The organism is Companilactobacillus farciminis KCTC 3681 = DSM 20184, from assembly GCF_002706745.1.
Taxonomy (GTDB): domain Bacteria; phylum Bacillota; class Bacilli; order Lactobacillales; family Lactobacillaceae; genus Companilactobacillus; species Companilactobacillus farciminis.
The window spans coordinates 288,355-314,754 of sequence record NZ_CP017702.1 but is presented as its reverse complement, the minus strand read 5'-3'; the positions used below and the strand labels follow the sequence as shown (position 1 = coordinate 314,754).

Here is a 26,400-nt window from a genome sequence, read left to right as displayed (position 1 = left end):
TAGTTTTTTTATGCGCTTAGTACGAACACTTGTTTGCTTTTTGGATATTTATTTTTTATAATAAAAATAATAATACGAAAGGATGATTCTTATGAATGATAAAGAAATTTCGAAAATAATGTTACAAAATAAAGAGCAGTTAGGCATCTATGAACCAAACTATAAGAAAAATGAGAGACCATTCTTTGTTACATTGGAAAATCAATTTGAGCTAGTAGATAGTGACTATAGCAACTTATACCTACATTATTCTGATGACGAAGGAGAATTCGTTTGGAGAAATACTTTAAACAAAAATTGGCCAACTGATATAACAGTATTTACCGATAGTATCGTCGAGGATTTTAATTTATCCAAAGAAGAAGAACTATTATTTTCTAATTTCAGAGTCGACGCATGGAAACATCTAAATAACTTACAAAAATATTGGTCACAAGTACTACGCGAAGAGGAAGATATTTTCGAAGATAAAAAGGAATTGGAATCTTCTGAAGAATATCAGACTCTTACAGATATAAGAAACATAAAAAACGATTTAAGAAAAACATATTTTGGAGATAAATAACTATAAATCGGTTGTTTGGTTTCCTACATTATAAAAGTTATAATTAATCTATTAGAGATTATAAAAAGGAGCTAATTAATAATGGAAAAACGCATTAAAGGTTCTTGTACTTCGATTTTAGTTGGTAAAAAAGCCTCAATTGACGGTTCAACACTTATTTCAAGAAATGATGACGGTCATGAAGCCTTAGATCCACAACGTTTCGTAGTCGTAAACCCAGAGGATCAACCTAGAGATTACACTTCAGTTATCAGTAAGGTAAACGTTAAATTACCTGATGATCCACAACGCTACACTTCAATTCCTAACTCAATTTTGACAAACGGAATTTGGCCCGCTGCTGGTATCAATAGTTCAAACGTTGCCATGTCAGCCACTGAAACCATTACTACTAATTCACGTGTTCAAGGACTTGATCCTTTCGTTGAAAATGGTTTGGGTGAAGAAGATTTAGTTACAGTCGTTCTTCCTTACGTCAAGAGTGCCCGTGAAGGTGTTAAACGTCTAGGTTCTCTATTAGAAGAATACGGAACTTATGAACCAAACGGTATTTCATTTGCCGATAACGAAGAAGTTTGGTGGTTAGAAACTATCGGTGGACACCACTGGGCAGCCGTTCGTATTCCTGACGATGCTTACGTTGTAGCTCCAAACCGTATGAACATTGATCAATTTGATTTCGATTCAGATGACACACTTTGCTCAAGCGATTTGAAAGATTTGATTGACAACAACAACCTCAATCCAGATTTTGAAAACTACAATTTAAGACATATCTTTGGTAGTGCTTCTATTAAAGATACTGTTTACAACAACCCTCGTACTTGGTACGGTCAAAAATTCTTCAGTCCTGACGATACGGCTGACGATCCAATGGAACAAGATTTACCATTCATCTGCCACGCTAACCGCAAGATTTCTGTCGAAGATGTGAAATTTGTCTTGAGTTCTCACTTTGAAAATACTAAGTACGATGTTTACGGCAGTGGTTCTCAAAGTGACAAGACACTCTTTAGACCTATTGGTATTAACAGAAACCACAACGTTCACATTCTTCAAATTAGAAACAACGTTCCAACAGAAATTGCTGGTATCCACTGGTTAGCTTACGGTGCCAATACTTTCAACACAGTTGTTCCATTCTATGCCAACGTTAATGACACACCAGTTCAATACAAGAATGCTACTGGCAAATTCGATTTGAACAACATGTACTGGTTGAGTTGTACAACTGCTTTACTTGGTGATACAGATTATGACTTCTACGTTGATATGAGAAATGATTATGAACTAGATGCCATGAGTGCTTATCGTAAAATCCAAAACGATACCGATGCCGATATTTCCGGACAAAAAGATATTGAAAAATACCTCGAAAATGCCAACAAGAAATTAGCTGACGTAGCCTTTGAAAAACAAAATAAATTGCTCGGAGACATGGTAACAACGGGTTCTAACAACATGAAACTTCGTTACAATTTGAATGATTAATTACCAAAAGTCGATAATTATTTTATCGGCTTTTTTTTGCAGTTTTAACGAACATATGTTCTAAACTAATGATATACTTTATTTAAATCCTGATTCTCAAAAATTACGATACAATAAACTCAAATGGAGGGTTGAATATGAAACTATTACACACTGCTGACTGGCACATTGGACGAACTTTGAACGGTTACCCCTTATTAGATGAACAAAGGGAAACCTTCAAACAAATCTTAGATATTGCCAAGCAAGAACAAGTTGACGGAATCGTTATCGCTGGAGATATTTACGATCGAGCTATTCCCAATCCTGAAGCTGTTACAACTTTGGATGAAATGTTCCGCAAAATCAATTTAGAAAATCACTTACCTATTTATGCTATCTCTGGTAATCACGATAGCGCCAAACGTCTTAATTATGGTCGAGCTTGGATGAAACAATCCGATTTCTATCTCAATACGTTCATAGAAGAAGCTTTCACCCCAATCGAGACACCCCAAGCACAAATATTTTTATTGCCATTCTTTGATCCAATGGATGCTAGAACTTACTACGGTCATCACGATATGCCTAACGAACAAGTCCAAGAAATAAAAACTATTTCTCAAGCAATGAATTTAGTCGTTGCCGATATGAAAAAGAACTTCGATCCTAATAAAAAGCACTTACTAGTAACCCATTTTGCCGTAACCCCTAATCAAGATACCGAACTGGAACTAACTAGTGAAACCAATTCAAAAGTCGGTGGCTTAGCAACTTTAACTAGCGACGAATTCAGTGATTTTGATTACGTCATGCTGGGACACATTCATACCCGCTTCGCTTCTCCGACTGACAATATTCGTTATTCCGGCAGTCCGGTCAAATTCAACGTCAAAGAAGCTCGTATCAAAAACAAAGGCAAAGGTGTCGACATTGTAACGATTGACGACAATGGTATTAATCGTGAATTCAAACCTTTAACACCTAAAACTGACTTAATTGTCTTGGAAGAAGATTGGGATACCCTTTGTGACGAGAAATTTTACAGCCAACAGCCACTTGATTCAGCTTGGTTCGCTATCACAATTAAGAACTTCGACCCAAGTGAACACGTTCATACCAATATCCGGGCCAAATTACAAAAGCACTATAAGACTATCGTCGAACTGGACTATCAAGTAAAAGCAAGCGACAACCAAATCCAAACTATCAACACCAACATCAACGACCTCAGTCCTGAAGAAACCGTCGATCAATTTTTCAAAACTATCACTGGTAAAGACTTATCCAACCAACAAAAAACACTTGTTGAAAACATCTTCAACGAAGTAGAAAGAGCGCGCAAATGAAACCAATATATTTAGATATCAACTTCTTTGGACCACATGAACATTCAATTATTGATTTTAGAAAACTCGATGAATCACCTATCTTTCTAATTGGTGGTGATACCGGAGCTGGTAAGTCTACTATCTTTGATGCCATGACCTTTGCCCTCTTTGGTAGTACAACTAGTGAACGTGAAGCTAAAGAAATGCGTAGTCAATTCGCTGAAGGCACCGATACGACCAAAGTAGTTTTCTACTTCGAACAAAATGGCAAAATTTTTAAAGTCGAACGAACACCTGAACAATTCCTAGCTAGAAAAAGAGGTACCGGTTTTACTAAAAAAGCACCTACTGCAAATCTGTCAATCGTTGACGAAGTTAATGGTGTTGAGGTAGAAAGTATCGCGACTAAACCAGTTGACGTCGGTAATGCTATCTCCGAGATTCTTAATTTAACCGCCGATCAATTTAAGAAAATCATTCTTTTACCACAAAATGATTTTTCAGAGTTTTTGAAATCAAATACTGCTGATAAAGAAAAAATCCTCAAAAAGATTTTCGGAACTCAATTATTCACTGACTTCACAGTTAAGCTAAAAGATCACTATGACCAGGCCACTTCTAAGGCTCAAGATTTTGAAACCAAAATTCAAAATCAACTATCCTCTCCCATTTGGAACGACGAAGAAAAAACTCAATTAAAAGAGATCGACAATGATCAATTGAACGACACTTTGGGAAAATTTGTTGCCAACCGTCAGGCTACTTTAAATGAAGCAAAAAAGACTGAACAAGCCAAATTTGCTGCCAAGAAAAAGACCGAAGCTACCTATCAAGTAGCTTTAGATATCAGCAAAAAATTTGACCAGTTGAATGAATATCAAACACAATATCAAAGTCACATTACCAATCAAGCCGACAATATCAGTCAAAAGCAAATTCACATTTCTGAATTGCAATGGGCACAACCTCTTCAGGAAACAGTTCGTGATTTAGAGCGCCTGGAGAAAGATCAAACTGATACTTTAAACAGCAAAAAAGATCTCGAACAAAAGCTACAACTCGCCCATAAGAATTTGGCCGCTGCCCAAGCTAAAACTACGGAATTAACTAGTCAACAGGCAAATTTTGACGAAAAGAACCAGCAAGCTCAAAAACTGACTGTTCTAATTGCCAAAGTTCAAGAAATTGAAGCCATTAAAAAGTCACTATCCCAATTACAACCGCGCTTAGAGCAAATTACTAAGACTGTCCAAACAAAATCTCAAGAATTAACTACCATTAACGATTCAATTCAAGCTAAGAACGAAGAACTGTCTAAATACCAGGACTTCCCTAGTCAAAAAGATAAATTAGTTCAGGAAAGAGCCGATTTCATCGACCAATTCTCACCTCTTGAAACTGATCGTCAAAATGCTGCCGACGCCGTAGCCAAAACACAAAAGAAGCTCAAACAATTGCACGCTGACTTGGATCAAAAGACTAAGGTATTTGAGAATGCTAAAAAAGATTATCAAGAAAAGATAAAAACTAGACAATCACTAATGATTGCCCAGCTTCGTCAAGAACTAGTCGAAGGAGAAGCCTGCGCTGTCTGTGGTTCAACTGAACATCCCTATGCCAAAGAAGCCGCCGTCGCAAATGAAAAAGAACTCCGCAAATCAATGGATGCTGTCGATAATTCTCAAAAAATCTTTGCTGCTAAAGAAACAGATTTAAAGAATATCCAACAAACAATTCAAGAAGTTTCAGACGAGTTTGATCAACAACAACAAAAGGCTGTTTCTACTCAAATTGCCTTATCAACTCACTACACTCAAGTTGTCGCTAACACTTCAATCGAGTTGCCACAACAATTTGATCTAGTAGCCATCAAAGACACTTTCAAAAAGAGTATTGATCAGTTAAATGAACAGATTCAAATTTCTCAAAAACTGGCACAAGAAATTAAAGACCTAGAGAATAATCTCAACCGTCAACAACAGTCGCTAAGCCAAGATAAATCAGAACTAGACAAATTGACTGCTCAAATCCAAACTCGAGAAAACGACTTGCAAACTAAATCCGCTGACTTATCCGATTCAACCACTACTAGCCAACAATTAATTACCAAAAAGAACGAATTAGTTTCAGCATATGAGAAGTTCCAAAAGGATTTGAAAGTTGCTCAAGATGCTGCCCACAAAAACGAAATTAACTATAGTAACAATCAAACTAAACTAACAGATACTCAAACACAACTAGACAAGTTAACAACTAGTTTGAGAAATCTCTCTGATAAATTGCATCAAGCACTTAATGCCGACAACGCTAAAACTAATGATCGTAATTTACTAGACAGATGGATTTTAGAAATTTCTCAAAATCAACTAAGCAAACTTCAAAACGATGTCACTAGCTATCAAAAAGAAAAAGAAATTTTAACTGACAATATTTCTAAAGTAACAGCTCAGCTAAAAGATCAAACTAAGCCTGATATTGTCGCCTTAAAGCAAGCTAAAGTTGAAGCTGAACAAACTCACTTGATTGCTGCCAAACAAACTAATTCATTCAGTCATGATTTAAAAGAAGCTACCCAAAACTTCGAACAAGTTCAAAAAATTCTTCAAGCTCAAGGCAACTTTACCAAGGAATTAGCTGCTATCACTAGCCTTTACAACATTGTCACTGGTAAAGACGGCAATGAAAATAAATTAAAGCTAGAAACTTATGTCGTTCAAAACTACTTATTAAAGATTTTGAATTACGCTAACCGCAAATTCTTAAGTATCCTTTCTAACGACCGTTATTATTTCCAACTATCGACCGAAAGTACTAATAAGCAACGTGATCACGGTCTGGATATCAATATTTATGACCGTCAAACGAATGCTACCCGTTCTTCCGACACACTTTCTGGTGGTGAAACTTTCATTGCCGCCTTATCGATTGCTCTGTCATTGAGTGAAGTCGTTCAATCATCAGCTAACGGAGTTCAAATCGATGCGCTATTCATTGATGAGGGCTTTGGCTCATTGGATGAAGAAACACTTAACGAAGCAATGAAAGCTCTGACTGAAATCGGTCAAAACCGGATGGTCGGCGTTATCAGTCATATCGAATCAATGAAACAAAGTATCGGTCAACAACTCTTAGTCCAAAAAGTCGGTAATGGTAAGAGTACGATCAAAATAATTACTAAGTAAAAGAAAAAAACATCCCCAATTTGAGGATGTTTTTCTTATCTATAATGGATTTACACTAATAAAACGTTTTTCGAGTACTTTCAAAATTGCATTAGCTGTATCGAGTGAAGTATAAAGTGGCACAGCATTCAAGACTGCATTTTGACGAATGATATAGCCATCTGAATGGTGACTTCTACTCTCGCCTAAAGTATTGATCAACAACTGAATCTTGTTATGACTCAAGTAGTAAACAATATCTTTTTCTGCTTGTCCTACTTCTGGAACAACTTTAGCCTCGATGCCGTGTTCGTTGAAGTATTTGGCAGTTCCCTTAGTAGCTAAGACTTGGAAACCAACTTCATGGAAACGACGAGCTAAACCGCAGGCTTCAGCTTTGTCATTGTCATTAACTGTTATCAAAACATTACCAGCATCTTTGATATGTTGGTTAGTAGCTTCAAAAGCTTTGTACAAGGCTTCAGTATAGTCAGTTCCTGAACCCATTACTTCACCAGTCGACTTCATTTCAGGTCCTAAAGCACTATCAACATTGTTTAATTTATTGAAAGAGAATGTTGGTGCTTTGACGTGAATCAAACGTGATTCTGGTGCTAATCCTGGTTCGAGACCGAGTGTGGCAAAATCAGCTCCTAAAATTAACTTCGAAGCAATTCTAGCCATTTGAATTCCAGTGACTTTGCTCAAATATGGCACTGTCCGACTAGCTCTTGGGTTAACTTCAATAACGTAAGCCTGATTTTCATGGATAACGAACTGAACGTTCATGATACCAACACATTTGAGTTCTTTAGCCAAAAGTTTCGCATATTTAACGATTTGGTTTTGAACTTCTTCAGGGATATTTTGTGGAGGATAAACTGCCATTGAATCTCCTGAGTGCACACCTGATCTTTCGATGTGTTCGATGATACCTGGCAACAAGACATTTTCCCCATCGCTCAAGGCATCGATTTCACATTCACGACCAGTCAAGTAAGTATCAATCAAAACTGGATGATCATTAGAAACGTGAACTGCTTCGTGCATGTATTTGTCGAGTTCTTCATCAGATCTAACGATCTCCATCGCACGACCACCTAAAACATAACTAGGACGAATCAAAACTGGATAACCAATCTTATGAGCAACTTCAACCGCACCTTCTTGAGAAGTAGCCGTACCACCAGCTGGTTGAGGAATATTTAATTTTTTGATGATTTGGTCAAATAAATCACGATCTTCGGCACGATTAATATCTTCAACTTGTGTACCCAAGATCTTAATACCATTTTCCTTGAGTGGTTCAGCCAAGTTAACTGAAGTTTGTCCACCAAATTGAACGATGGCTCCGACTGGTTGTTCCAAATCGCAGACATTCAAAACATCTTCCAATGTCAAAGGCTCAAAGTATAATTTGTCGGCAACTGAATAATCAGTTGAAACAGTTTCTGGATTGTTATTGATAACAATAGCTTTGTAACCCATCTGTTGAACCGCTCTGACACAGTGTACCGTTGAATAATCAAATTCGATACCTTGCCCGATACGGATAGGGCCAGAGCCTAAAATCAAGACAGATTTTTCTGAAGCCTTTTGTGATTCATTTTCGGTTTCATAAGTACTGTAAAAATAAGGAGCTTGAGCTTCAAATTCACCAGCACAAGTATCAACCATCTTGTAAGTTGGTAAAATTTCACTTTGCTTTCTGAAGTGACGAATAATATCTTCATCCAACCCGTTCAAACGAGCAATCGTCTTATCAGAATAACCGAGTTGCTTAGCTTCCAAAATGATATCTTTATCCAAAGTTCCATTAGTTAAAACTTTTTCGTAGTTGATAATATTCTTCAATTTAGCCAAGAAGAAAGGATTGATAGCTGTTAGTTGGTTAATTGTTTCATAGGAAACATCTCGTCTCAACAATTCAGCGATATAGAATAAACGGTCATCAGTTGGTGTTTGGACGTATTTTTCAAGTTCTTCTAGAGGTTTATCAGCAAGTGAATCCATGATTAAATCGTGTTGATCGATTTCTAGTGAACGAACCGCCTTTTGGAAAGCTTCTTCGATATTTCTACCAAGCGCCATTACTTCACCGGTAGCTTTCATTTGAGTACCGATAGTTCTGTCAGCTTTGGAGAATTTATCAAAAGGCCAACGAGGAATCTTGCAGACAACATAATCTAAGGCCGGTTCAAATTGAGCAAACGTCTTACCTGTGATTGGATTGATGATTTCGTCCAAAGTCAAACCGACAGCAATCTTAGCAGCAATTTTGGCAATTGGATAACCAGTAGCTTTGGAAGCTAAGGCTGATGAACGGCTGACACGAGGATTTACCTCAATGATGAAATAATTACTTGTTTTAGTATCGATGGCGAGTTGAACGTTACAACCACCTTCTATTTTTAGTGCACGAATAATTTTTAGAGAAACATCACGTAACTTTTGAACTTCATCGTCAGTCAAAGTTTGAATTGGTGAAATAACGATTGAATCTCCCGTATGAATACCGACCGGGTCAACGTTTTCCATGTGACAAACGGCCAAGGCATTATCAGCACTATCACGCATAACTTCAAATTCAATTTCTTTGAAACCGGCAATACTTTGTTCAATCAAAACTTCAGTTGATGGTGAAGCTTTCAAACCACGACCAACGATTTCTTCTAGTTCGTCATAGTTGTGAGCAACACCTCCACCAGTTCCCCCCATGGTAAAAGCGGGACGGATGATGACCGGAAAACCGATTCCGTCAACGAATTTCTTAGCTTCACGATAGTTGTGAGTCGATTTAGAAGCTGGTACTGGTTCATGAAGTCTATTCATTAATTCTTTGAACTCTTCACGATCTTCAGCTTCATTGATAGTGTCGAGCTTGGTTCCAATAATTTCAATTCCTAATTGGTTCAAAATACCTGATTCTTGTAATTGAACCGCCATGTTCAAACCCGTTTGGCCACCTAGTGTTGGGATGATGGCATCGGGATGTTCTTTGACCAATACTTTTTCAACGAATTCCAAAGTGATTGGTTCAATATAAACTTTGTCCGCAATGTGTTTGTCAGTCATGATTGTAGCTGGATTGGAATTGATCAAAACAGTTTCATAACCTTCTTCTTTCAAAGCTAGACAAGCTTGTGTTCCTGAGTAGTCAAATTCGGCAGCCTGACCAATAATAATTGGACCGGAACCGATAATCATAATTTTTTTTAGGTCTGTTCTTTTTGGCATTTAATTCCCCTCCAGCTATTTGTTAATCGCATTCCAGAATCTGTTAAATAAGAAATCAGCATCATGTGGACCAGGTTTTGCATCCGGGTGGAATTGCACAGAAAAGGCATTATATTTAGTGTGCTCTACTCCTTCAACTGTTTGGTCGTTTAATTCTACTTGTGTAACCTTCAAATCAGTATCTTCAACTGATTCAGCGTCAACGGCGTAACCGTGATTTTGTGAAGTGAAGTAGATACGACCAGTTTCTAAGTCCTTAACTGGATGGTTAAATCCACGGTGACCGAATTTCATCTTGAAAGTCTTAGCACCGTTAGCTAGGCACAATAATTGGTGACCCATGCAGATTCCAAAGACTGGATAAAGTTTTTCCAATTCCACAATGGTTGGCAAAATATCCGTATGTCTAGTTGGATCTCCAGGTCCATTACTTAACAAAATTCCATCTGGTTTGAGATTCTTAATTGCTTCTAGTGAAGTATTGCCTGGTACGATAGTGACTTTCAAACAACGCTTCTTTAGTTCGGAAATGATGCTTTCTTTATATCCGAAATCTAGTACAACGACGTGTTTGCCGCTGCCTGCAAATTCTGCTGGTGTAGGGGTGATGCTCTTTTGTAACTGTGAATCGTCTAATTTCCAAGTACTGATTTGGTCAATAAGTCCTGAGTCTAAATCGTCAACAATAGCTGCTTTTAGTGAGCCAGCTTTTCTAATCTTTAAAGTAATTGCACGTGTATCAATTCGTCGGATACCGGGGACATTCTCTTGCTTTAGGAATTCATCGATAGTCATTTCGCTTTGATAGTTTCCTGTGACATCGGTTATTTCTCGGGCTAGTACGCCCTTTATAGTAGGCTTTTTGGATTCATTAAATTTCTTGGCGACACCATAATTACCGATCATTGGTGCACAAAAGTTAATAATTTGTCCATTGTAGGATTGATCAGTAATTGCTTCTTGATATCCGCTCATCCCTGTTGTAAAAACAAGTTCGCCGATCGTTTCTGTGTCGCTTCCAAAAGCCGTACCTTCAAAGTATGTTCCATCTTCAAAAACTAGGTATCTTTTCATATTTGTCCTCCGAATTGATAAAAATTTGGTACATAAAAAGGGATGCTGATAAGGCATCCCTAAAGTTAGTCCTAGACGATTGATTAGACTGAACTTTTGGGACCTCTCTGGATCCAATTAAAAATTCAAATTTAAAGACTTTTCACCAGTACGAATTGCTCAGAGAATCCTCTCTGTGGTTCTTTCGCCTTCAAGATCTCGCAGGGTCCCATTAAAAGTTATTGTTCCCATAATACAAACATCTTCGTGAATCGTCAATAGTTTTATTAAAATTATTTTAATTTAAATCATAGTTTTATTAGATATTTTTAAATATATTAAATCTAAAGCAATAAAAAAACTTTCTCTGCCAACAGACAAAGAAAGTTTAGTTTGAGAAGGTTCCCCTCCTAATTGTTACTTTCTAAGCCTCTCTGGACTTAATTAAAAGTTGTTGTAATTATAATACAAATCACTTGTTGATTAGTCAATAGCTATTAACGCTTAAAAATGTGCTCACGGTGGTATTGTAAATAATTTTTATTAGGAGAATATTCCCTATTCATATGTATTTTTCTATTTTTGTATTTATTTAGTGTTTTATTGAGCTCTGGGTCGTTTGAATTTAGATTGGATAAGATTATGTGTCCTTGATCAGAAAGCGTGAAATAGCCTTGTGTGAAAGCTTTTTTCAGTATCTTGGTTAGGCAAATACCATTGCGATAATCTAGGCGCGTGGTTTTGTTGTCTTTCCATGGGATTATTCTAGTCGCTACCAATTTGTCTTCATCAGAGGTTCCAGTTAGAGCTGATTTATAATGATAATTAAATTTTACTTGGTCGGAGAAATATTTATCTGCAGCTCTGCGTGTTGGAACTCCTTTGGCAGTATCTTCAATTGTATACAATTCGTGCCTTTGAGCTTGGTAACATTTGACTGCCAATGATTCTTCAGCACTAGACAAGCCGTCAAATTCTGGAGATAAGTTGCTTTGTCGATCCAATAAGCCAAGAAAATCTTCTTTGGTAATTTGGGTGATGCCGTTCATGTTGAAGAAATTAGACCACTTGCCTTTAAATTTGCGGAACTTCCAGTCAAAGGTCCGTAAGTTTTGTTTCATTAGACGATGAGAGAAAAGATAAGGATTCTTCACTTCGAGTAGACTGTTGCCTGTTGTTGGATCCACTTGGACTACATCCCCTAGTTGGGCTGCTCCGTATAGGTAAAACTCGTTGCCCCATTCAGATGCACTGCCAGACCTGCGGTAGATTATTAGGTCTCCAGTGTGGAGTTGTTTGTTAGTTTGATTTTGGTAGCTGTAATATTTGAAATCTACGTCGTTGTGGTTAGGACTGGAGCTAGAGTCTATTATGAAATAGTTGGTTTGGGGATTGGTTGTTTGAGATTGATACATTTGCATTTTTATATTACTTTCCAAACATATTTAGAATTTAGTTACACTATTAAGTTAATATTATTCTTACTATTATCAACATGAAGTACTTCTAAATAATTCTGTCTTAAATTCTTTCTTATTTCATCATCAAGCCTATCACCATTCAATATCATATTGAATAATCTTTCCTCTAGATCACTTGCATTTCTTCTTTCACTAATATTATTAGTTTTACACATATTCATTTTTCGAAATAGATCATTAGTATATTCATATGATATGTTTTCTTCACCTCTTTTATTTATTCTTATGATCTTATTTGCAAATAGAATTATAAATGTCCCTCGTAAAACATTATTTGAATTTTCAATAGTACCTCCATCAAAAACAAAACTCTTTTTATTTTTGGTTTTCACGAACTCTATCATATCTTACCCCTCAATTTCATTTTGCCTATCGTTTAACATATCCAGAAAAACTGATTCATTTATTACTTTTAAATTACTTCCTTTTCCAATTAAATCATATGCTTTTTTCATTTTCGTAGTCATAGTACCTTTATTGTGTAAACTATATGCTGTATCACCTAATATTAAATAGTCCGTTTTTAATGTTATCCCGTTTTGGGCTATTCCACCTAAATTAACAACTAATTGTGCCGCTTGCTTTCTTAACAAACCATCTAATTTACCTGTAAAACACACATTACATCCATAAAATGGATTATCTTCATCAATCATTACACTTTCCGGTTTTAATTGTTTCAAATCAATTTTATTATGATGATAATGTCTTTTTTCATTTAATAGATTTAAATCAATATTTTCCTCAAAAAAGTCAAATATTAATTTCGTATCATAACAATCATCTAGTCCTCTGTGAGACTGCTCTTTTTTGGGTTCTATTCGTTTTATACAATCAGCCAATCTATTATGACGTTCTTCTGGGTAAAATTTTCTAGCAATTCTTAGCACATCAACAAAATCATTTTTTACCTTCTGGCCAAAATACTTATTTGCAAAATCATAAAGAAAATTAATATCAAAATTGACATTAAATCCAACGATCACATCATTGTCTATAAAATCTACTAAGTTTCTCATTGCTATTTCTGCGGTAACGCCATCTTTTTCAATCATTTCACTGGTAATTCCCGTCATGCCTTCCACCATCGCAGGAACGGTATTATCATCTTCATACTTAACAAGATTATCAATTTTATCTACAACATTATTATCCTTTACTTTTAACGCTCCAATATCAATAATACGATCCCATCTAGGATCATATCCCGTCGTTTCAAAATCCAGCAAGGTATAATCCTTTGGAAAAAATAATCTACTTTTTCCCTTTTCTCTTTCTATTTTTTTCTTTTTACCTTTATCTATATCTAAAAAGTATGAACCAACAATAATTTTCATAAGTTTCACCTACCATGAGCATATTTAGAAGACAGCGCTTACTTTTATAATACCCTTTATAGATGTTGTGAAACAGTAGCTTTTGATGTTAAAAAAATATTATTATTTATATCTGAAATGTGACAAATTTTAATTAAACAAATTCATTTTTTCCTTTTTTTAAAATTTTCATTCTAATACATCAATTACAAATAAAATCTTTTGGAAGAAGCAGATAAAATGTTATTGCTTTTCAAAAAGCCTTATTTATTTTCATTTTGATATACTAGATCTATTGAAATAACTATTAATAGGAGTGGTCATATGAGTAAAATTCAAGTTGTAGGAGCAATCATTATTAAAGATCACAAGTTACTTGCTGCACAACGTGCATCTAATCGAGTTCTTGGAGGGTATTGGGAATTTCCCGGTGGAAAAATCGAACCTTCAGAAACGCCAGAAGCTGCTATGTCACGAGAATTAAAAGAAGAATTCGGTGCAAAAGCAACCGTTTTTGAAAAGTTTTCTATTGATGGAATTGCAGAATTAGAATTTGGAGAAGTAATACTTCATTGTTATTACGTCAGATTAGACAGTAATATTTCTAAAACTATCGCGCATGATGAATTACGTTGGGTTACTCCAGATGAAGCTCTTGCATTAGACTGGGCCCCTAGTGATGTCGCCGTAATTAAAGCCCTAGCAAAGACTGGATTCAATTATGAATACTGATTACGAAAACAACATAAGAAAAGGGATAGATTTTGGCTTTATTGATAATTCGATCGAATCACTAGATCGTTATCAACCCTCGCTTGTAACCAACCATAATGGAACTGTCCTTGATACATTAGAAGAGGAATTACGTAGTACCAAATCGTTTACCATTGCAGTAGCATTTGTCACATCTGACGGCCTATTAGATTTAAAAAGTACTTTGGCCGACATCGCATCCCATGGTATACGAGGTAGATTAATTACATCGACCTATTTAAAATTTAATAATCCAAATATGTTTGAAGATTTATCTTACATTCCTAATCTAGATGTCAGAGTTTTACATCAAGACGGATTTCATACAAAAGCTTACTATTTTAATCATGGTAATTATGAAAGTATTCTAGTTGGAAGCGCCAATTTAACTCAGAATGCTCTGAAGAAAAACTTTGAATGGAATCTAAGAGTGACTTCCACTGAACGTGGAGATATTGTTCAAAGTGTCAAAAGAGAACTGGACGACCTCTGGCAAAAGGCGACTCCTCTTACTAACTCTTGGATAGAAAAATATCGACAAAACTGGGAACCACCAGCTCTTTCAGTATCAGAACCTTCTCAAAAAGATCAAGCACCTGGAACAATTTCACCTAATGAAATGCAAAATAATGCTTTAATGTCGCTAAAAGATTTAAGAGAAAAAGAACATGCAAAAAAGGCCCTAGTGGTCGCAGCAACAGGAACAGGAAAAACGTATTTAGCAGCCTTTGACGTTAAAAACGTTAAGCCTAAAAGAGTTTTATTCGTTGTACACCGTGAACAAATTCTGGAACAAGCAAAAGAAAGTTTCCAAAAAATCTTGGGTGGTCCTGATAAAGACTACGGCATACTTAGTGGAAGTAAAAAACAAATTGATGCTCGTTATCTCTTTGCTACAGTAAATATGGCTTCTAACGAAAATGTTTGTAAGCAACTAGGTTCAAAAAGATTTGATTACATAATTATCGACGAAGCTCACCGAGTCAGTGAAAATCAAGCCACTGAAAAACAAACCATGTATCAAAAACTAATGAATTTTTATGAGCCAAAATTTATGCTTGGCATGACCGCCACACCAGAACGTACCGATGGTACAAATGTCTATGCATATTTTGACTACCATCTGGCCTATGAAATTTCTCTTTTGGATGCATTAGACCATAATTTTCTTACTCCATTTCACTATATTGGGGTAACAGATTATGAAATAAACGGTCATATTATTGATGATAAAACTAGTCTAAAGTATTTAGTATCTGATGAACGGGTTAATTATATAGTAGACAAAACTAAATACTATGGACCACGTGGAGAAAACGTTCATGGCTTAATTTTTGTTAGTCGTATGGAAGAAGGCCGTGATTTAGTAGCCAAATTAAAACTAAAAGATATAAATGCTCAATTTGTTTCAGCAATTGATTCAATTGATACTAGAGAAAAAGCGGTTCGGAAACTAATCAAGGGTGAAATCCAATATATTGTAACTATTGATATCTTTAATGAAGGTGTAGATATTCCCTGCCTAAATCAAATTGTTATGATGCGTCCTACTAAGTCCAGCATTATATTTTTACAACAACTTGGACGAGGATTACGTAAATTCCCTGGTAAAACATCAGTTACCGTATTAGATTTCATTGGGAATTATGACGAAAATTATATGATCCCAATGGCCTTTGACCAATCTAACACCAGTAATAAGGAAAAAATACGCAAACAAATTATTAGTCCTAGCATTTCCGGAGTCTCTACCATTCATTTTGAAGAAGTAGCCCGTAATCGAGTACTCAAAGCTGTCTCAAAAGCTTCATTAGAAAGTATGAAAAGATTCAGAGATGCCTACAACAATCTAAAAGATAAAATTGGCCTTCGACCACCTATGTTTATGGATTTTGCTAAGCTAGGAACTATTACTGTTTCTGATATAGTGCATAAATTTAACACCGTATACGATATGCAACTAAAATTCGAAAAAGAATTTTCTCAATCATTCGACGCCAAGCAATATGCATTTTTAGATTTCATTTCCAGAGAGATCACTGTTTCAAAACGGCCAATTGAAGCTTGGATTTTAAAACAATTATCAATTAAAAAAACACTAACCGATAATGAAATTTTGTCTGGACTTCGAGCCGCAAATATCTTTTATGATGATGACTCTATAAAAAACGTCGCTTCTATATTAGATCTGAGTTACTTCATGGATAAAAATCGGCAAAAATATGGCGACACTCCTTTGATTAATCATTTTGATAACAAATGGGAATTAACTCCCGAATTCAAATCGGCTTTAAGTTCAAAAGAATTCAAACGATATTTTGAAGATGCCATTAATGTGAACTTATTAAAGCTCCAAAATCACCCAATGAATTTCAATACTCGATTTACTATTGGTAAGAAGTATTATCGTACCGATGTTATTAAATTACTAAATTGGTCAAAAGAACAAACTGGTCAAAACGTTGGCGGTTATATTATGAGACCTGACTCTAAATTTCTACCTGTTTTTATAGCTCTAGAAAAGACTGAGAATTTTCAAAATAAAATGGCCTATGAGGATGAATTCTTAGACCGTTCAACAATGAGATGGTTCTCAAAAAGTGGTCGTTCAACTACTAGTAAAACTGAGAGTAAAATTATTAGTAATAAAGATTTTGGAATGATTCAGTTATTTGTCAAAAAATCTGATGATGACAAGCGTGAAGGTAAAGATTTTTACTATTTAGGATCTGCACGTGTTATAAATGCTGAAGATAAAATTGCCAAAAACTCGGATAATAAAAAAACAAAATTAATTGATTTTACTCTCCGATTACAACGTGAAGTAGATCTTAGTTTATATCGTGCCCTAATAGAAAGCTAACAAGAATTATAATTTTTAGACTCCTTTTAATAGGGAGTCTATTTTTATATAAAGATTCTACTCACTCCACCACAATCCCACATCTGCTATACTTATCCCAAAATCATTCACAACTAGGAGCTCATTAATGAATACCAACCAAGAAATCAACAAAGGCGTAAACTTTGGTTTTATCGACAATTCAATCCAGTCGCTATCCCGCTACCAACCAGCCCTAGTGACCAACCAAAATGGTACAGTTCTCGATACGATTGAAGATGAACTGCGCAATGCCACAACATTTACGATTGCAGTTGCCTTTGTTACTTCGGGTGGTTTGTTAGATCTAAAGAGTACCCTAGCTGACATTGCGACCCACGGTGTTCATGGAAAATTAATCACTTCAACTTACCTTGGCTTCAACAATCCTAGAGTATTTGAAGATTTACTCCAAATTCCCAATCTCGACGTCAGAGTTTTAGACCAAGATGGATTTCACACTAAGGCCTACTATTTCAACCATGATGACTACGAAAGTTTAGTAATCGGAAGTGCCAATTTAACTCAAAATGCTTTGAAAAATAACTTCGAATGGAATCTACGCATCACTTCAACTGAGCGTGGCGAGATCGTTCGTAATGCTAAATCCGAACTGGAGAAACTTTGGCAACAGGCTACTCCACTGACCCAAGCATGGATTGACGAGTACAAAGAAGATTGGCAACCAAACTACTCATCGTTTTCTCGAAAGAAAAAAGTTAATAAATCTGGCAAAATCGTTCCCAATCAGATGCAAAAACCGGCTTTAGAAGCTCTGAAACACCTTCGAGATGCCCAGCATGCCAAAAGAGGTCTAGTTGTTGCGGCCACTGGAACCGGAAAAACTTATCTGGCAGCTTTTGATGTCCAACAATTTCAACCTAAGCGGCTATTATTCGTCGTCCATCGAGAACAAATTTTGCGTAAAGCAATGTCTAGTTTCCGAGAAATCTTAGGTGGTTCTGACAGTGATTACGGCATTCTCAGCGGCAGTCAAAAGAACCTCAACGCACGCTATCTTTTCGCCACCGTCAACATGGTTTCTAAAAAATCAATTTGCGAACAACTCGGCTCCAAGGATTTTGACTACATAATCATCGACGAAGCTCATCGAGTTGGTCAAAATAATCATGGTGAAAAAGAAACCATGTATCAGCGTTTGATGAATTTTTACAAACCACAATTCATGTTGGGAATGACTGCCACTCCCGAACGAACTGATGGAACAAATGTCTACGAATATTTTGATTACAATTTGACTTATGAAATATCTTTGCTAGATTCATTGGACCACAACTTGTTGACGCCTTTTCACTATATCGGTGTCACTGACTATGAAAAAGATGGCGAAGTGATCGACGACAAGACTAGTCTCAAATACCTCGTATCCGACGAACGGGTCAATCATCTAATTGATAAAACTAACTATTATGGTCCTAGAAAAGATACCGTCCACGGTTTAATTTTTGTCAGTCGCATCGCTGAGGGTCGTGAATTGGCCATCAAACTGACTAACAAAGGTATCAATGCTCAATTCGTTTCCGCTGAAGATACTGTTGAAGCACGCGAAAAAGCAGTTCACCAACTAACTAAAGGTGAACTGCAATATATCATCACGGTCGATATTTTTAATGAGGGTGTCGACATTCCGATTCTCAATCAAATTGTCATGATGCGTCCTACCAAATCTAGCATCATCTTCCTTCAACAATTAGGTCGTGGCTTGCGTAAATTTGCCCACAAAGAATACGTCACTATCTTAGATTTTATCGGTAATTATGACGAGAATTATATGATTCCGATGGCTTTTGACCGTTCGCACACTAATAATAAAGAAAAGATTCGCAAACAAATTATCAGTCCCAGCATCTCCGGCGTTTCCACGATTCATTTTGAAGAAGTCGCCCGACAAAAAATTCTTGCTTCCATTTCTAAAGCTCGCTTGAACGACATGAAACGATTCAAAAATGCTTATCAAAATCTCAAAGAAAAAATTGGCCTACGTCAACCAATGCTCTTGGATTTTGCCAAAATGGGTAGCATCGAAGTTTCCGATATAATTGATAAATTCGACACCCTCTACGATATGCAAAACAAATTTGAAATTGATTTTTCAAACGTCCTCACTGAGAAACAATATGCATTTTTAAAATTCATCTCTGCAGAAATCACCGTTTCCAAACGTCCTGTCGAAGCTTGGATCTTGAAAAAATTATTAGACCAACCAGTCTTAACCGACGAAGAAATTTTATCAGGCTTAAAAGTCCAAAATATTTTTTGCGATAAAGAAACTTTGGACAACGTAGCATCAGTTTTGTGCTTCACCTACTTCTCAAAAGTAAAACAGAAGAAATACGGTCAAATGGTTCTTATTAAACGCACTAACAACAAGTGGGCCTTCACTTCTGAATTCCAGCAACTGCTGCAATCGCTAATTTTTAAAAATTATTTTGAAGATGCCCTTGATGCAAACCTCTGGAATGTATCGCAAAACCCAGAAATTTACCAAAATAGATTTACTATCGGTGAAAAATACTACCGTCCGGATATTATCAAGATGCTAAATTGGCCAAAGGAACCCAATTACATAAATATCGGTGGTTATGCTCTAAGAGATGATGAACGTTTTCTTCCCGTCTTCATTTCTCTCCAAAAAAATAAAAAGGTTCAAAATAAGCTAGTTTATGATAATACTTTCCTTGATCGTTCAACGATTCCCCTATTCTCTAAGAGTGGACGCACAACTTCTAGCACAGTAGAAAGCAAACTCCTTAAACACAAAGATTTCGGCATGATTCAACTATTCATCAGAAAATCCAACGATGACCGGATCGATGGCAAAGATTTCTACTATCTTGGATCCGCAAAAACGCTCAGTGCTAAAGATGTCATCAAAGAAAATGTCGACGGTAAACCAACGAAGTTAGTCGAATTTATCTTGCGCTTGGAACATGAAGTCGACCTAGGCTTATACAGATTTTTAGCCGAGGATTAAATCGACAATCTTTTTCATAGCATCGTTGAATTCTTTTTCGGTCACGTAGGCAAATGAAATCCGCAACGAACGATTGTGTCGAAAGTCATAAATATCACCAGGATTCAAAAGTATCCCTTTATCCAAGGCTTTCTCAAACAAATCATCCACTTCTACATCAGAATTGAAGGTTAGCCAAATATAAAAACCACCGACTGGCACGTCCCATGTGGCAATATCCTTAAAATATTTTCCCAAAGTTTCCAAGGCATTATCACGGCGTTTCTTCAGAGTAATCTTCAAATCAGCCAAGTACTGATCATACATACCACTTTCCAAAAACTCCGCAAACACTAGTTGTGACAAGGAACTTGCTCCATAGTCCATTTGCATTTTGGCATCTCCTAGTCGCTTGATTACTGCTTCTGGGGCAATCACCCAACCAATTCTCAGCCCTGGTGCCAAAGCTTTTGAAGCACTGCCCAAATACATCACCATACCATTTTCATCGATTGCTTTGAGTGGCAACGGTGCTTTTTCAAAACACAATTCTTGGTAGACTCCATCTTCTATGATTGGTAGTCTATTTTTTATGCAAAAATTCATCAATTCTTGACGGCGAACGGAACTCATCGTAATACCAGTGGGATTTTGATTAGTCGGTATCGTATAAAGAATTGCCGGCTGGTTTTCTTTTAAATATTTCTCCATCTGCCAATATTCCAAACCGTCATGATCCATAGAAATACCCTTCAAATTCAATCCGGTCGACTGAAACATCTGAATCGATTTCAAATAAGTCGGCGCTTCAGTAAAAACAGTGCTGCCTTCTTCCAACATGCACGACGAAATCAATTGCAAACCTTGCAGCGCACCCGAAGTTATCAAGATATTTTCTACCGATACTTTTACTCCAATTTTTTTCATGTGCTCAACTATCGCCAAACGCAAATTCATCATTCCCAAAGGTTCAGCGTATCCTAAAGAAGTAACTTTAGTACTCAATTTTTGCATAATTTTTGACCACATTTTTTGTGGAAATAATCGTAGATCCAATTCACCAGTTCCTAAACGAATGATATCTGGTGAAAATTCCAGCTGATTTATTTGTTGCAGCCGACGGTCACTTTCTTTTAAGTATCCGGCTGAGATAAATTTTTTCCAACTTGGTTTGGTTGGCAACATCACCGACCAGGTATTACTGACAATTCTCGTCCCCGCACCGTGTTGACCAGAAATAATTCCATAAGAGGTCAGTTCATCGATAGCTGTTGAAATGGTGCTGCGATTGACTTTGAACATCAACGCTAAAGCCCGCTGTGACGGCAATCTTGAGTTGATAGGCCAAGCTCCACTAGCGACTTGATCACAGACGTATTGCACGATTTGGCGGTAAACTGGAATTTTAGCTTTTTTATCAGGTTGCCAAGTAATTTGTAGTGGTATATTTTTTTGCATGATTAACTCCTTTTGGTTGGGTAAAGTTAATCAGTTTGGATGGTTACTTTACTCTCTAACACTTATATAATCGTTAATGTTGGTAAAAATCAATACAATTTGGTTGGTAAAGGGGGACTAATCATGAACTTTTTCTTACAAGGATTAACTATGGGGATTGCTTACGATGCGCCAATCGGCTTAGCAAATTTATTCGTCATCAATTCTGCTCTGACCCAATCGCGAAGAAAGTCACTGTTGACGGCAATTATCATCATTATTTTTGACGTGAGTCTTGCATTTGCCTGCTTCTTTGGTATTGGTGCTATCATGAAAAAATTCGAATGGCTACAATTGATCATCTTGTTGGTCGGCAGTTTGATCGTAATTTATATGGGGATAAATCTTCTGCGCTCACAAACGACTGATATTAGTGCCGAAGCTACAACTGAAATGACGCTTTTCAAAACTATTTCTTCAGCTTTTGTAGTTATTTGGTTCAATCCACAAGCAATTATCGACGGCTCAATGATGTTGGGAGCTTTTCAAGTAACCTTGCCTAGTTACAGCCACCCCATTTTCATCGCCGGTGTGGGAATTGCTTCAGCTCTCTGGTTCATTTTATTGAGCATTATTGTTTCCAAATTTAAAGACAAGTTCAATGCTAAAGTATTAAGAATTATCAATCTAGTTTGTGGATTTATTATTATTCTTTATGGTGGCAAACTATTTTGGAATTTCATTACTTTGTTATTGGCATAAAAAGAGCCTCAAGTTCTCAATCGAACTTGAGGTTTTATTTATTCTTTTTTGTTATATATTCTGAAAAATCAAATAATTTATCATTATTTGTAATAAATATTTGATTATAAACTCTATTAATGTCTCTTTCAGTAGAAGCATATTTCACAAAATTGTCTTTTATTTTTTCCTTTTCGGATATATACCTTACTGCATTAATTTTTTCTTCTTCATTAAATCCGTATTGATCAATTACTAAAACCCTTTCAGAACTGGCATGAAGCCAATTTAATATTTGTATCCACCAGGTTCTATCTGTATCCCCCAATGAAGAACCAAAAATATATATCACATCGCTTTTCTCAATAATTTCTTTTGTCTTATCATATGCACCATAACCTATCTTTTTTATTATTTCGGGTTTTAACATGTTCTCTACCGCGTGATATCCCAACCAAGATTCATTTATTTGATTTCTATTGTCTACCCCAACTATAGGATATGAATCTACAGTTCCATGTATATGAACATTTGTTTTTAAATAATAATTTTTATCATCTTTTCTAAAATTATGTTTATTTCCAATACATTTATCCAGAAGACTCGTATAATTAAAATCAATAAAATTTATATTAATTCCCGCTCCTAGACCCATCAATATTTGAATTCTATTTTTCCCTGTTGGTTTTAAATTTTGAAAAACCTTAGTGATATCATTCAAAAAAGAATTATTCAATTTTACCGCATCTACTACAGAAATCATGTCTTCACATTTCTTTATATATTTATCTAAATCATCCAGCACTTCATTGTAAGATTCTATGAATTCCTCTATATCAGTATTTACTTTTTTAGAAATGGTTAATTTACCTAATCCTAATTCAAAATCACTCCAGTTTTCTTTATTAGATTCAATATCTTTGTAAATCATATTTCCAGATTTATTATTAATTTCTTTATAGAAATCACTATATCTGGTTGGTAATCCGTTTCTTATGTCGAAACCATTGCCAATAAAAAAAGTTAAGTTCAAATTTTTTCCCCCTCGCTTATTAATATATATAATATCACACAAATCAAACATATGTTCGTGCGAGTTCATTAATTATCCTCTAATAATTCATGCCAAAATTAATAAAAATCAAATTTACTTGTTTACATTTTCAAAAAAGATGCTAATATTAGTGTCACAAGATAAAAAACGACAAGAAAGAGGAGTAGAATCTTCCACACTAACAGTGAGTTGGGAATGGTGAGAACCCAATTAGTAAATGGACTTTTCGAATAACACTTTCTTAATGTTTCTGGCTAAAATGAGCAATCAAAGTAAGTACAGACGTTAACCGGTACGTTACCATCGGTGGAACATGTTAGTGTTCTTATTGAGCTGGTCTATTTTATATAGGCAACTTGGGTGGTACCGCGAAGTCTTTCGTCCCAGTTATTATTAATTTAATAACTGCGATGAAAGACTTTTTTATTTTGCAAAGAATAAGGTTGGCCAATCGGCAACTAATTGGAGGAAAACTACATGAACTTAATTATACCTAAGGATTATGATCCAAAATTATCTGTTAAAGAAACACAAAAAGCTATTCAATACATCCGTGAAACATTCCAAGATGAATTTGGTAAAGAATTGAATTTGTCACGTTTATCAGCACCTATGATGGTTGAAAAAGGTACTGGTTTGAATGATAACCTTAACGGTGTGGAATCTCCTGTTTCCTTCACTATGAAAGGTCTACCTGGCGAAACTATCGAAATCGTCCACTCTTTGGCTAAATGGAAACGTCTAGCTTTGAAACGCTACGGCTTTGGTATGCACGAAGGTATCTACACTAATATGAATGCTATCAGAAAAGACGAAGATCTTGATAACATCCACTCAATCTACGTTGACCAATGGGACTGGGAAAAAGTCATCGCTAAGGATGAACGTAACACAGCTGCTTTGAAGCACACAGTTCGTCAAATTTTCAAAGTTATCAAGCACATGGAACACGAGGTTTGGTACAAATTCCCTAAGGCTGTTCACCACTTGCCTGACGAAATTCACTTCGTAACAACTCAAGAACTAGAAGACAGATGGCCTGACAAGACACCTAAAGAACGTGAAGATGCTATTTGTAAAGAACTTGGCTGTGTCTTCTTAATGCAAATCGGTGGACCTATGAAGAGTGGTAAACGCCATGACGGTCGTGCCCCTGACTATGATGACTGGAAACTAAACGGTGATATTTTATTCTGGTATGAACCTTTACAGCACGCCCTAGAAATCTCAAGTATGGGTATCCGTGTTAGTGAAGAATCAATGCTTGAACAATTAAAGATTGCTCATGAAGAAGATCGTGAAAAGCTCCCATTCCACCAAATGTTACTAAACGGCGAACTACCATACACAATCGGTGGTGGTATCGGACAATCTCGTCTATGTATGTTACTTCTTGGCAAAGCTCACGTTGGTGAAGTCCAAGCTGCTGTTTGGCCAGAAGACTTACGTCAAAAATGTGAAGAAAACGACATTCACTTGCTATAAAACAAAAAGTCACTGATTAATTTCAGCGACTTTTTTTAGTTAATATCGAATAATTCTTTCATAGCTTCAAAGTTATCAGGATACTTGTTGGAACCAAAAATTTCTTTATTCTTACCATTATCAAAAGAAATCTTTAAACTCCATTGAGTACCGTCCAAAATGTCATTATCACTATATTCAGTTTGCCAATCTTCCAAATGTAAATCGGCGATTCTTTTTTGTAACGATTCGATTTGTTCTTCACTCAAATCATTTTTTACGGCCGACCCAGAACGTTCAGAATCCAGAATTCCCTTGCTATATTTCAATGTTTTATTCAGCAGATCTATTTCACCAAATTCTGGTACGCCAAAAAATCCGCCTTCTTCAAAGAATAATTTAGTGATTTTCATAGTCTCACCTCTGGCTAATTTTTCTTCATTATATCAGCGCTAGCTTAATATAAAAATAAACAGCCCTTCTCGACAAAAGAGGGACTGTTTTTAATTACAAATTGTAAAGTTGATGGTACTGCGTTGACATACCTTCTTCTAACCAATTATGAGTTTGTTGTTCCGGTGACCAGTAAATATTATCGTCATCACCCAAGAAGTATTTCTCAGATCCACCGACTGGGTTATTGACGTGCAAAGTATATTTAGCTTTGATTGTTTTTTGTGGTGTATCACTAGTAGTATCGCCTGAATCATAAATATCATAATCCTTGCCATCGTTAGCAACAGACGTCAATTCCAAATCGGGATTAGGATTATCCATATTGTGTACGATGAAATCTTGAAATTCTGCTGCACTACTGATGCCCTTTTTGACTTGTTGCATCGAACTATCGACTTTTTGCACGCTATACTTGCTGATAACATTGTCATAAGTCAAATTAGGATCATCTTTACCATTCTTATTAGCCTCTGCAATCTCATTTCCAAGACTCTTACTCATCGGTTGCAAGACTGTAGTTCCAGATTCATCACTAACTTTAAATTGTAAAGTCGAAGCTATTGCTGGTGCAGAGACACTTTGATATTGATACTTATCTAGTTGTAAAGCTTTTCCGGTATAAGTCTTCGATTGATTGTTAATATTTAATGTTAAAATTTTTGAACTAGCCAAATACTTGTAAGTTCCTTGCAAAATAAAGAACTTGTCATCATTACTAGAGCTGCCATCGCTATTAGTTGTTGTTGGAGCAGTATATTTCCAGATAAATTGATTGCCCTTGAAGAACACTCCTGAATAAAATTCTCCCGCTGAAGCAATAAATTGACGGTTTGAAAAAGCTGTACTAGTGGCACTAGCAGTTGTTTTCTTGGTAGTCTTTTTAGCTTTCTTTTTATGACTAGTCTTGGCTACTTTATGCGTCGTAACTTTCTTAGTGTCACTTGATTTTGATTGATTGTGATTGCCACATCCGGTCAAGGTGACTGCCACCAAAATAGCACTTAAAATTCCCCAATATTTTTTCAC

18 protein-coding genes and 1 other annotated feature are annotated in these 26,400 nt (G+C 36.0%); of the genes, 9 read left to right on the top strand and 9 right to left on the bottom strand.

Annotation, left to right across the window (positions count from 1 at the left end):
* Window positions 1–91: 91 nt before the first annotated feature.
* The 4 genes from LF20184_RS01470 (at window position 92) to LF20184_RS01455 (ending at window position 6,548) form a co-directional block, all read left to right on the top strand.
* Complete coding sequence (locus tag LF20184_RS01470) at window positions 92–565, top strand: hypothetical protein (RefSeq protein WP_010018799.1); 474 nt, start codon at window positions 92–94, stop codon at window positions 563–565.
* An 81-nt stretch (window positions 566–646) separates the two neighbouring features.
* Window positions 647–2,056: a C69 family dipeptidase gene (locus LF20184_RS01465; RefSeq protein WP_010018800.1), complete on the top strand. Its 1,410-nt coding sequence runs from the start codon at window positions 647–649 to the stop codon at window positions 2,054–2,056.
* A 137-nt stretch (window positions 2,057–2,193) separates the two neighbouring features.
* Entirely contained in the window at window positions 2,194–3,384 is a 1,191-nt protein-coding gene (locus LF20184_RS01460; protein WP_010018801.1) for a metallophosphoesterase family protein, read from the top strand.
* Complete coding sequence (locus LF20184_RS01455; RefSeq protein WP_010018802.1) at window positions 3,381–6,548, top strand: AAA family ATPase; 3,168 nt, start codon at window positions 3,381–3,383, stop codon at window positions 6,546–6,548. Before LF20184_RS01460 ends, LF20184_RS01455 begins: the two co-directional genes overlap by 4 nt.
* Window positions 6,549–6,587: 39 nt before the next feature.
* On the opposite strand, the gene carB is transcribed toward LF20184_RS01455, so the two are convergent.
* From carB to LF20184_RS01430, 5 genes are all read right to left on the bottom strand, one after another.
* Entirely contained in the window at window positions 6,588–9,764 is a 3,177-nt protein-coding gene (carB, locus tag LF20184_RS01450) for a carbamoyl-phosphate synthase large subunit (RefSeq protein ID WP_056945239.1), read from the bottom strand.
* Between the two features lie 15 nt (window positions 9,765–9,779).
* Window positions 9,780–10,838 carry a carbamoyl phosphate synthase small subunit gene (locus LF20184_RS01445; protein ID WP_010018806.1) on the bottom strand — a complete coding sequence of 353 codons (1,059 nt, stop codon included), beginning with the start codon at window positions 10,836–10,838 and terminating at the stop codon, window positions 9,780–9,782.
* A 476-nt stretch (window positions 10,839–11,314) separates the two neighbouring features.
* Window positions 11,315–12,238 (bottom strand): HNH endonuclease, encoded by a 924-nt coding sequence (locus LF20184_RS01440; RefSeq protein ID WP_010018807.1) that lies wholly within the window; start codon window positions 12,236–12,238, stop codon window positions 11,315–11,317.
* A 35-nt stretch (window positions 12,239–12,273) separates the two neighbouring features.
* Complete coding sequence (locus LF20184_RS01435; RefSeq protein WP_010018809.1) at window positions 12,274–12,642, bottom strand: hypothetical protein; 369 nt, start codon at window positions 12,640–12,642, stop codon at window positions 12,274–12,276.
* Between the two features lie 3 nt (window positions 12,643–12,645).
* A complete protein-coding gene (locus tag LF20184_RS01430) occupies window positions 12,646–13,635 on the bottom strand; it encodes an exonuclease domain-containing protein (RefSeq protein WP_082607447.1) in 990 nt (329 codons plus the stop codon).
* Window positions 13,636–13,938: 303 nt separating this feature from the next.
* Here LF20184_RS01430 and LF20184_RS01425 point away from each other — a divergent pair, with 303 nt between their 5' ends.
* The 3 genes from LF20184_RS01425 (at window position 13,939) to LF20184_RS01415 (ending at window position 20,243) form a co-directional block, all read left to right on the top strand.
* Window positions 13,939–14,346, top strand: coding sequence for a (deoxy)nucleoside triphosphate pyrophosphohydrolase (locus tag LF20184_RS01425; protein ID WP_010018813.1), 408 nt, complete (start codon window positions 13,939–13,941; stop codon window positions 14,344–14,346).
* A complete protein-coding gene (locus LF20184_RS01420; protein WP_010018814.1) occupies window positions 14,336–17,230 on the top strand; it encodes a DEAD/DEAH box helicase in 2,895 nt (964 codons plus the stop codon). Before LF20184_RS01425 ends, LF20184_RS01420 begins: the two co-directional genes overlap by 11 nt.
* Window positions 17,231–17,357: 127 nt before the next feature.
* A complete protein-coding gene (locus LF20184_RS01415; protein ID WP_010018815.1) occupies window positions 17,358–20,243 on the top strand; it encodes a DEAD/DEAH box helicase in 2,886 nt (961 codons plus the stop codon).
* On the opposite strand, the gene LF20184_RS01410 is transcribed toward LF20184_RS01415, so the two are convergent.
* Window positions 20,229–21,680, bottom strand: coding sequence for an aminotransferase-like domain-containing protein (locus LF20184_RS01410; RefSeq protein ID WP_010018817.1), 1,452 nt, complete (start codon window positions 21,678–21,680; stop codon window positions 20,229–20,231). The genes LF20184_RS01415 and LF20184_RS01410 overlap by 15 nt on opposite strands.
* 123 nt (window positions 21,681–21,803) lie before the next feature.
* On the opposite strand from LF20184_RS01410, the gene LF20184_RS01405 reads away from it, so the two are divergent.
* Window positions 21,804–22,421, top strand: a complete 618-nt coding sequence (locus LF20184_RS01405) for a LysE/ArgO family amino acid transporter (RefSeq protein WP_010018819.1) — start codon at window positions 21,804–21,806, stop codon at window positions 22,419–22,421.
* A gap of 34 nt (window positions 22,422–22,455) precedes the next feature.
* Here the strand turns inward: LF20184_RS01405 and LF20184_RS01400 are convergent, their stop codons facing one another.
* On the bottom strand, window positions 22,456–23,433 hold the full coding sequence (locus LF20184_RS01400) for an AbiH family protein (RefSeq protein ID WP_157769876.1): 978 nt from the start codon (window positions 23,431–23,433) through the stop codon (window positions 22,456–22,458).
* A 162-nt stretch (window positions 23,434–23,595) separates the two neighbouring features.
* Window positions 23,596–23,843 (top strand) — a binding site (T-box leader).
* Between the two features lie 88 nt (window positions 23,844–23,931).
* Between LF20184_RS01400 and asnA the strand changes: the two genes are divergently transcribed.
* Complete coding sequence (gene asnA / locus LF20184_RS01395) at window positions 23,932–24,939, top strand: aspartate--ammonia ligase (RefSeq protein WP_010018821.1); 1,008 nt, start codon at window positions 23,932–23,934, stop codon at window positions 24,937–24,939.
* Window positions 24,940–24,974: 35 nt separating this feature from the next.
* On the opposite strand, the gene LF20184_RS01390 is transcribed toward asnA, so the two are convergent.
* The gene (locus LF20184_RS01390; RefSeq protein ID WP_010018824.1) at window positions 24,975–25,331 is read right to left on the bottom strand and encodes a hypothetical protein; all 357 of its coding nucleotides are present in this window, start codon (window positions 25,329–25,331) and stop codon (window positions 24,975–24,977) included.
* A 94-nt stretch (window positions 25,332–25,425) separates the two neighbouring features.
* Entirely contained in the window at window positions 25,426–26,400 is a 975-nt protein-coding gene (locus LF20184_RS01385; RefSeq protein WP_010018826.1) for a hypothetical protein, read from the bottom strand.

Excerpts from the sequence above, each read along its gene's own strand:
- LF20184_RS01455 (WP_010018802.1), top strand. The coding sequence starts at position 3,381 with ATGAAACCAATATATTTAGATATCAACTTCTTTGGACCACATGAACAT.
- LF20184_RS01460 (WP_010018801.1), top strand. The coding sequence starts at position 2,194 with ATGAAACTATTACACACTGCTGACTGGCACATTGGACGAACTTTGAAC.
- LF20184_RS01435 (WP_010018809.1), bottom strand. The coding sequence starts at position 12,642 with ATGATAGAGTTCGTGAAAACCAAAAATAAAAAGAGTTTTGTTTTTGAT.
- LF20184_RS01440 (WP_010018807.1), bottom strand. The coding sequence starts at position 12,238 with ATGCAAATGTATCAATCTCAAACAACCAATCCCCAAACCAACTATTTC.
- LF20184_RS01410 (WP_010018817.1), bottom strand. The coding sequence starts at position 21,680 with ATGCAAAAAAATATACCACTACAAATTACTTGGCAACCTGATAAAAAA.
- LF20184_RS01405 (WP_010018819.1), top strand. The coding sequence starts at position 21,804 with ATGAACTTTTTCTTACAAGGATTAACTATGGGGATTGCTTACGATGCG.
- LF20184_RS01390 (WP_010018824.1), bottom strand. The coding sequence starts at position 25,331 with ATGAAAATCACTAAATTATTCTTTGAAGAAGGCGGATTTTTTGGCGTA.
- LF20184_RS01445 (WP_010018806.1), bottom strand. The coding sequence starts at position 10,838 with ATGAAAAGATACCTAGTTTTTGAAGATGGAACATACTTTGAAGGTACG.
- LF20184_RS01425 (WP_010018813.1), top strand. The coding sequence starts at position 13,939 with ATGAGTAAAATTCAAGTTGTAGGAGCAATCATTATTAAAGATCACAAG.
- LF20184_RS01415 (WP_010018815.1), top strand. The coding sequence starts at position 17,358 with ATGAATACCAACCAAGAAATCAACAAAGGCGTAAACTTTGGTTTTATC.
- asnA (WP_010018821.1), top strand. The coding sequence starts at position 23,932 with ATGAACTTAATTATACCTAAGGATTATGATCCAAAATTATCTGTTAAA.
- LF20184_RS01470 (WP_010018799.1), top strand. The coding sequence starts at position 92 with ATGAATGATAAAGAAATTTCGAAAATAATGTTACAAAATAAAGAGCAG.
- carB (WP_056945239.1), bottom strand. The coding sequence starts at position 9,764 with ATGCCAAAAAGAACAGACCTAAAAAAAATTATGATTATCGGTTCCGGT.
- LF20184_RS01465 (WP_010018800.1), top strand. The coding sequence starts at position 647 with ATGGAAAAACGCATTAAAGGTTCTTGTACTTCGATTTTAGTTGGTAAA.
- LF20184_RS01420 (WP_010018814.1), top strand. The coding sequence starts at position 14,336 with ATGAATACTGATTACGAAAACAACATAAGAAAAGGGATAGATTTTGGC.
- LF20184_RS01430 (WP_082607447.1), bottom strand. The coding sequence starts at position 13,635 with ATGAAAATTATTGTTGGTTCATACTTTTTAGATATAGATAAAGGTAAA.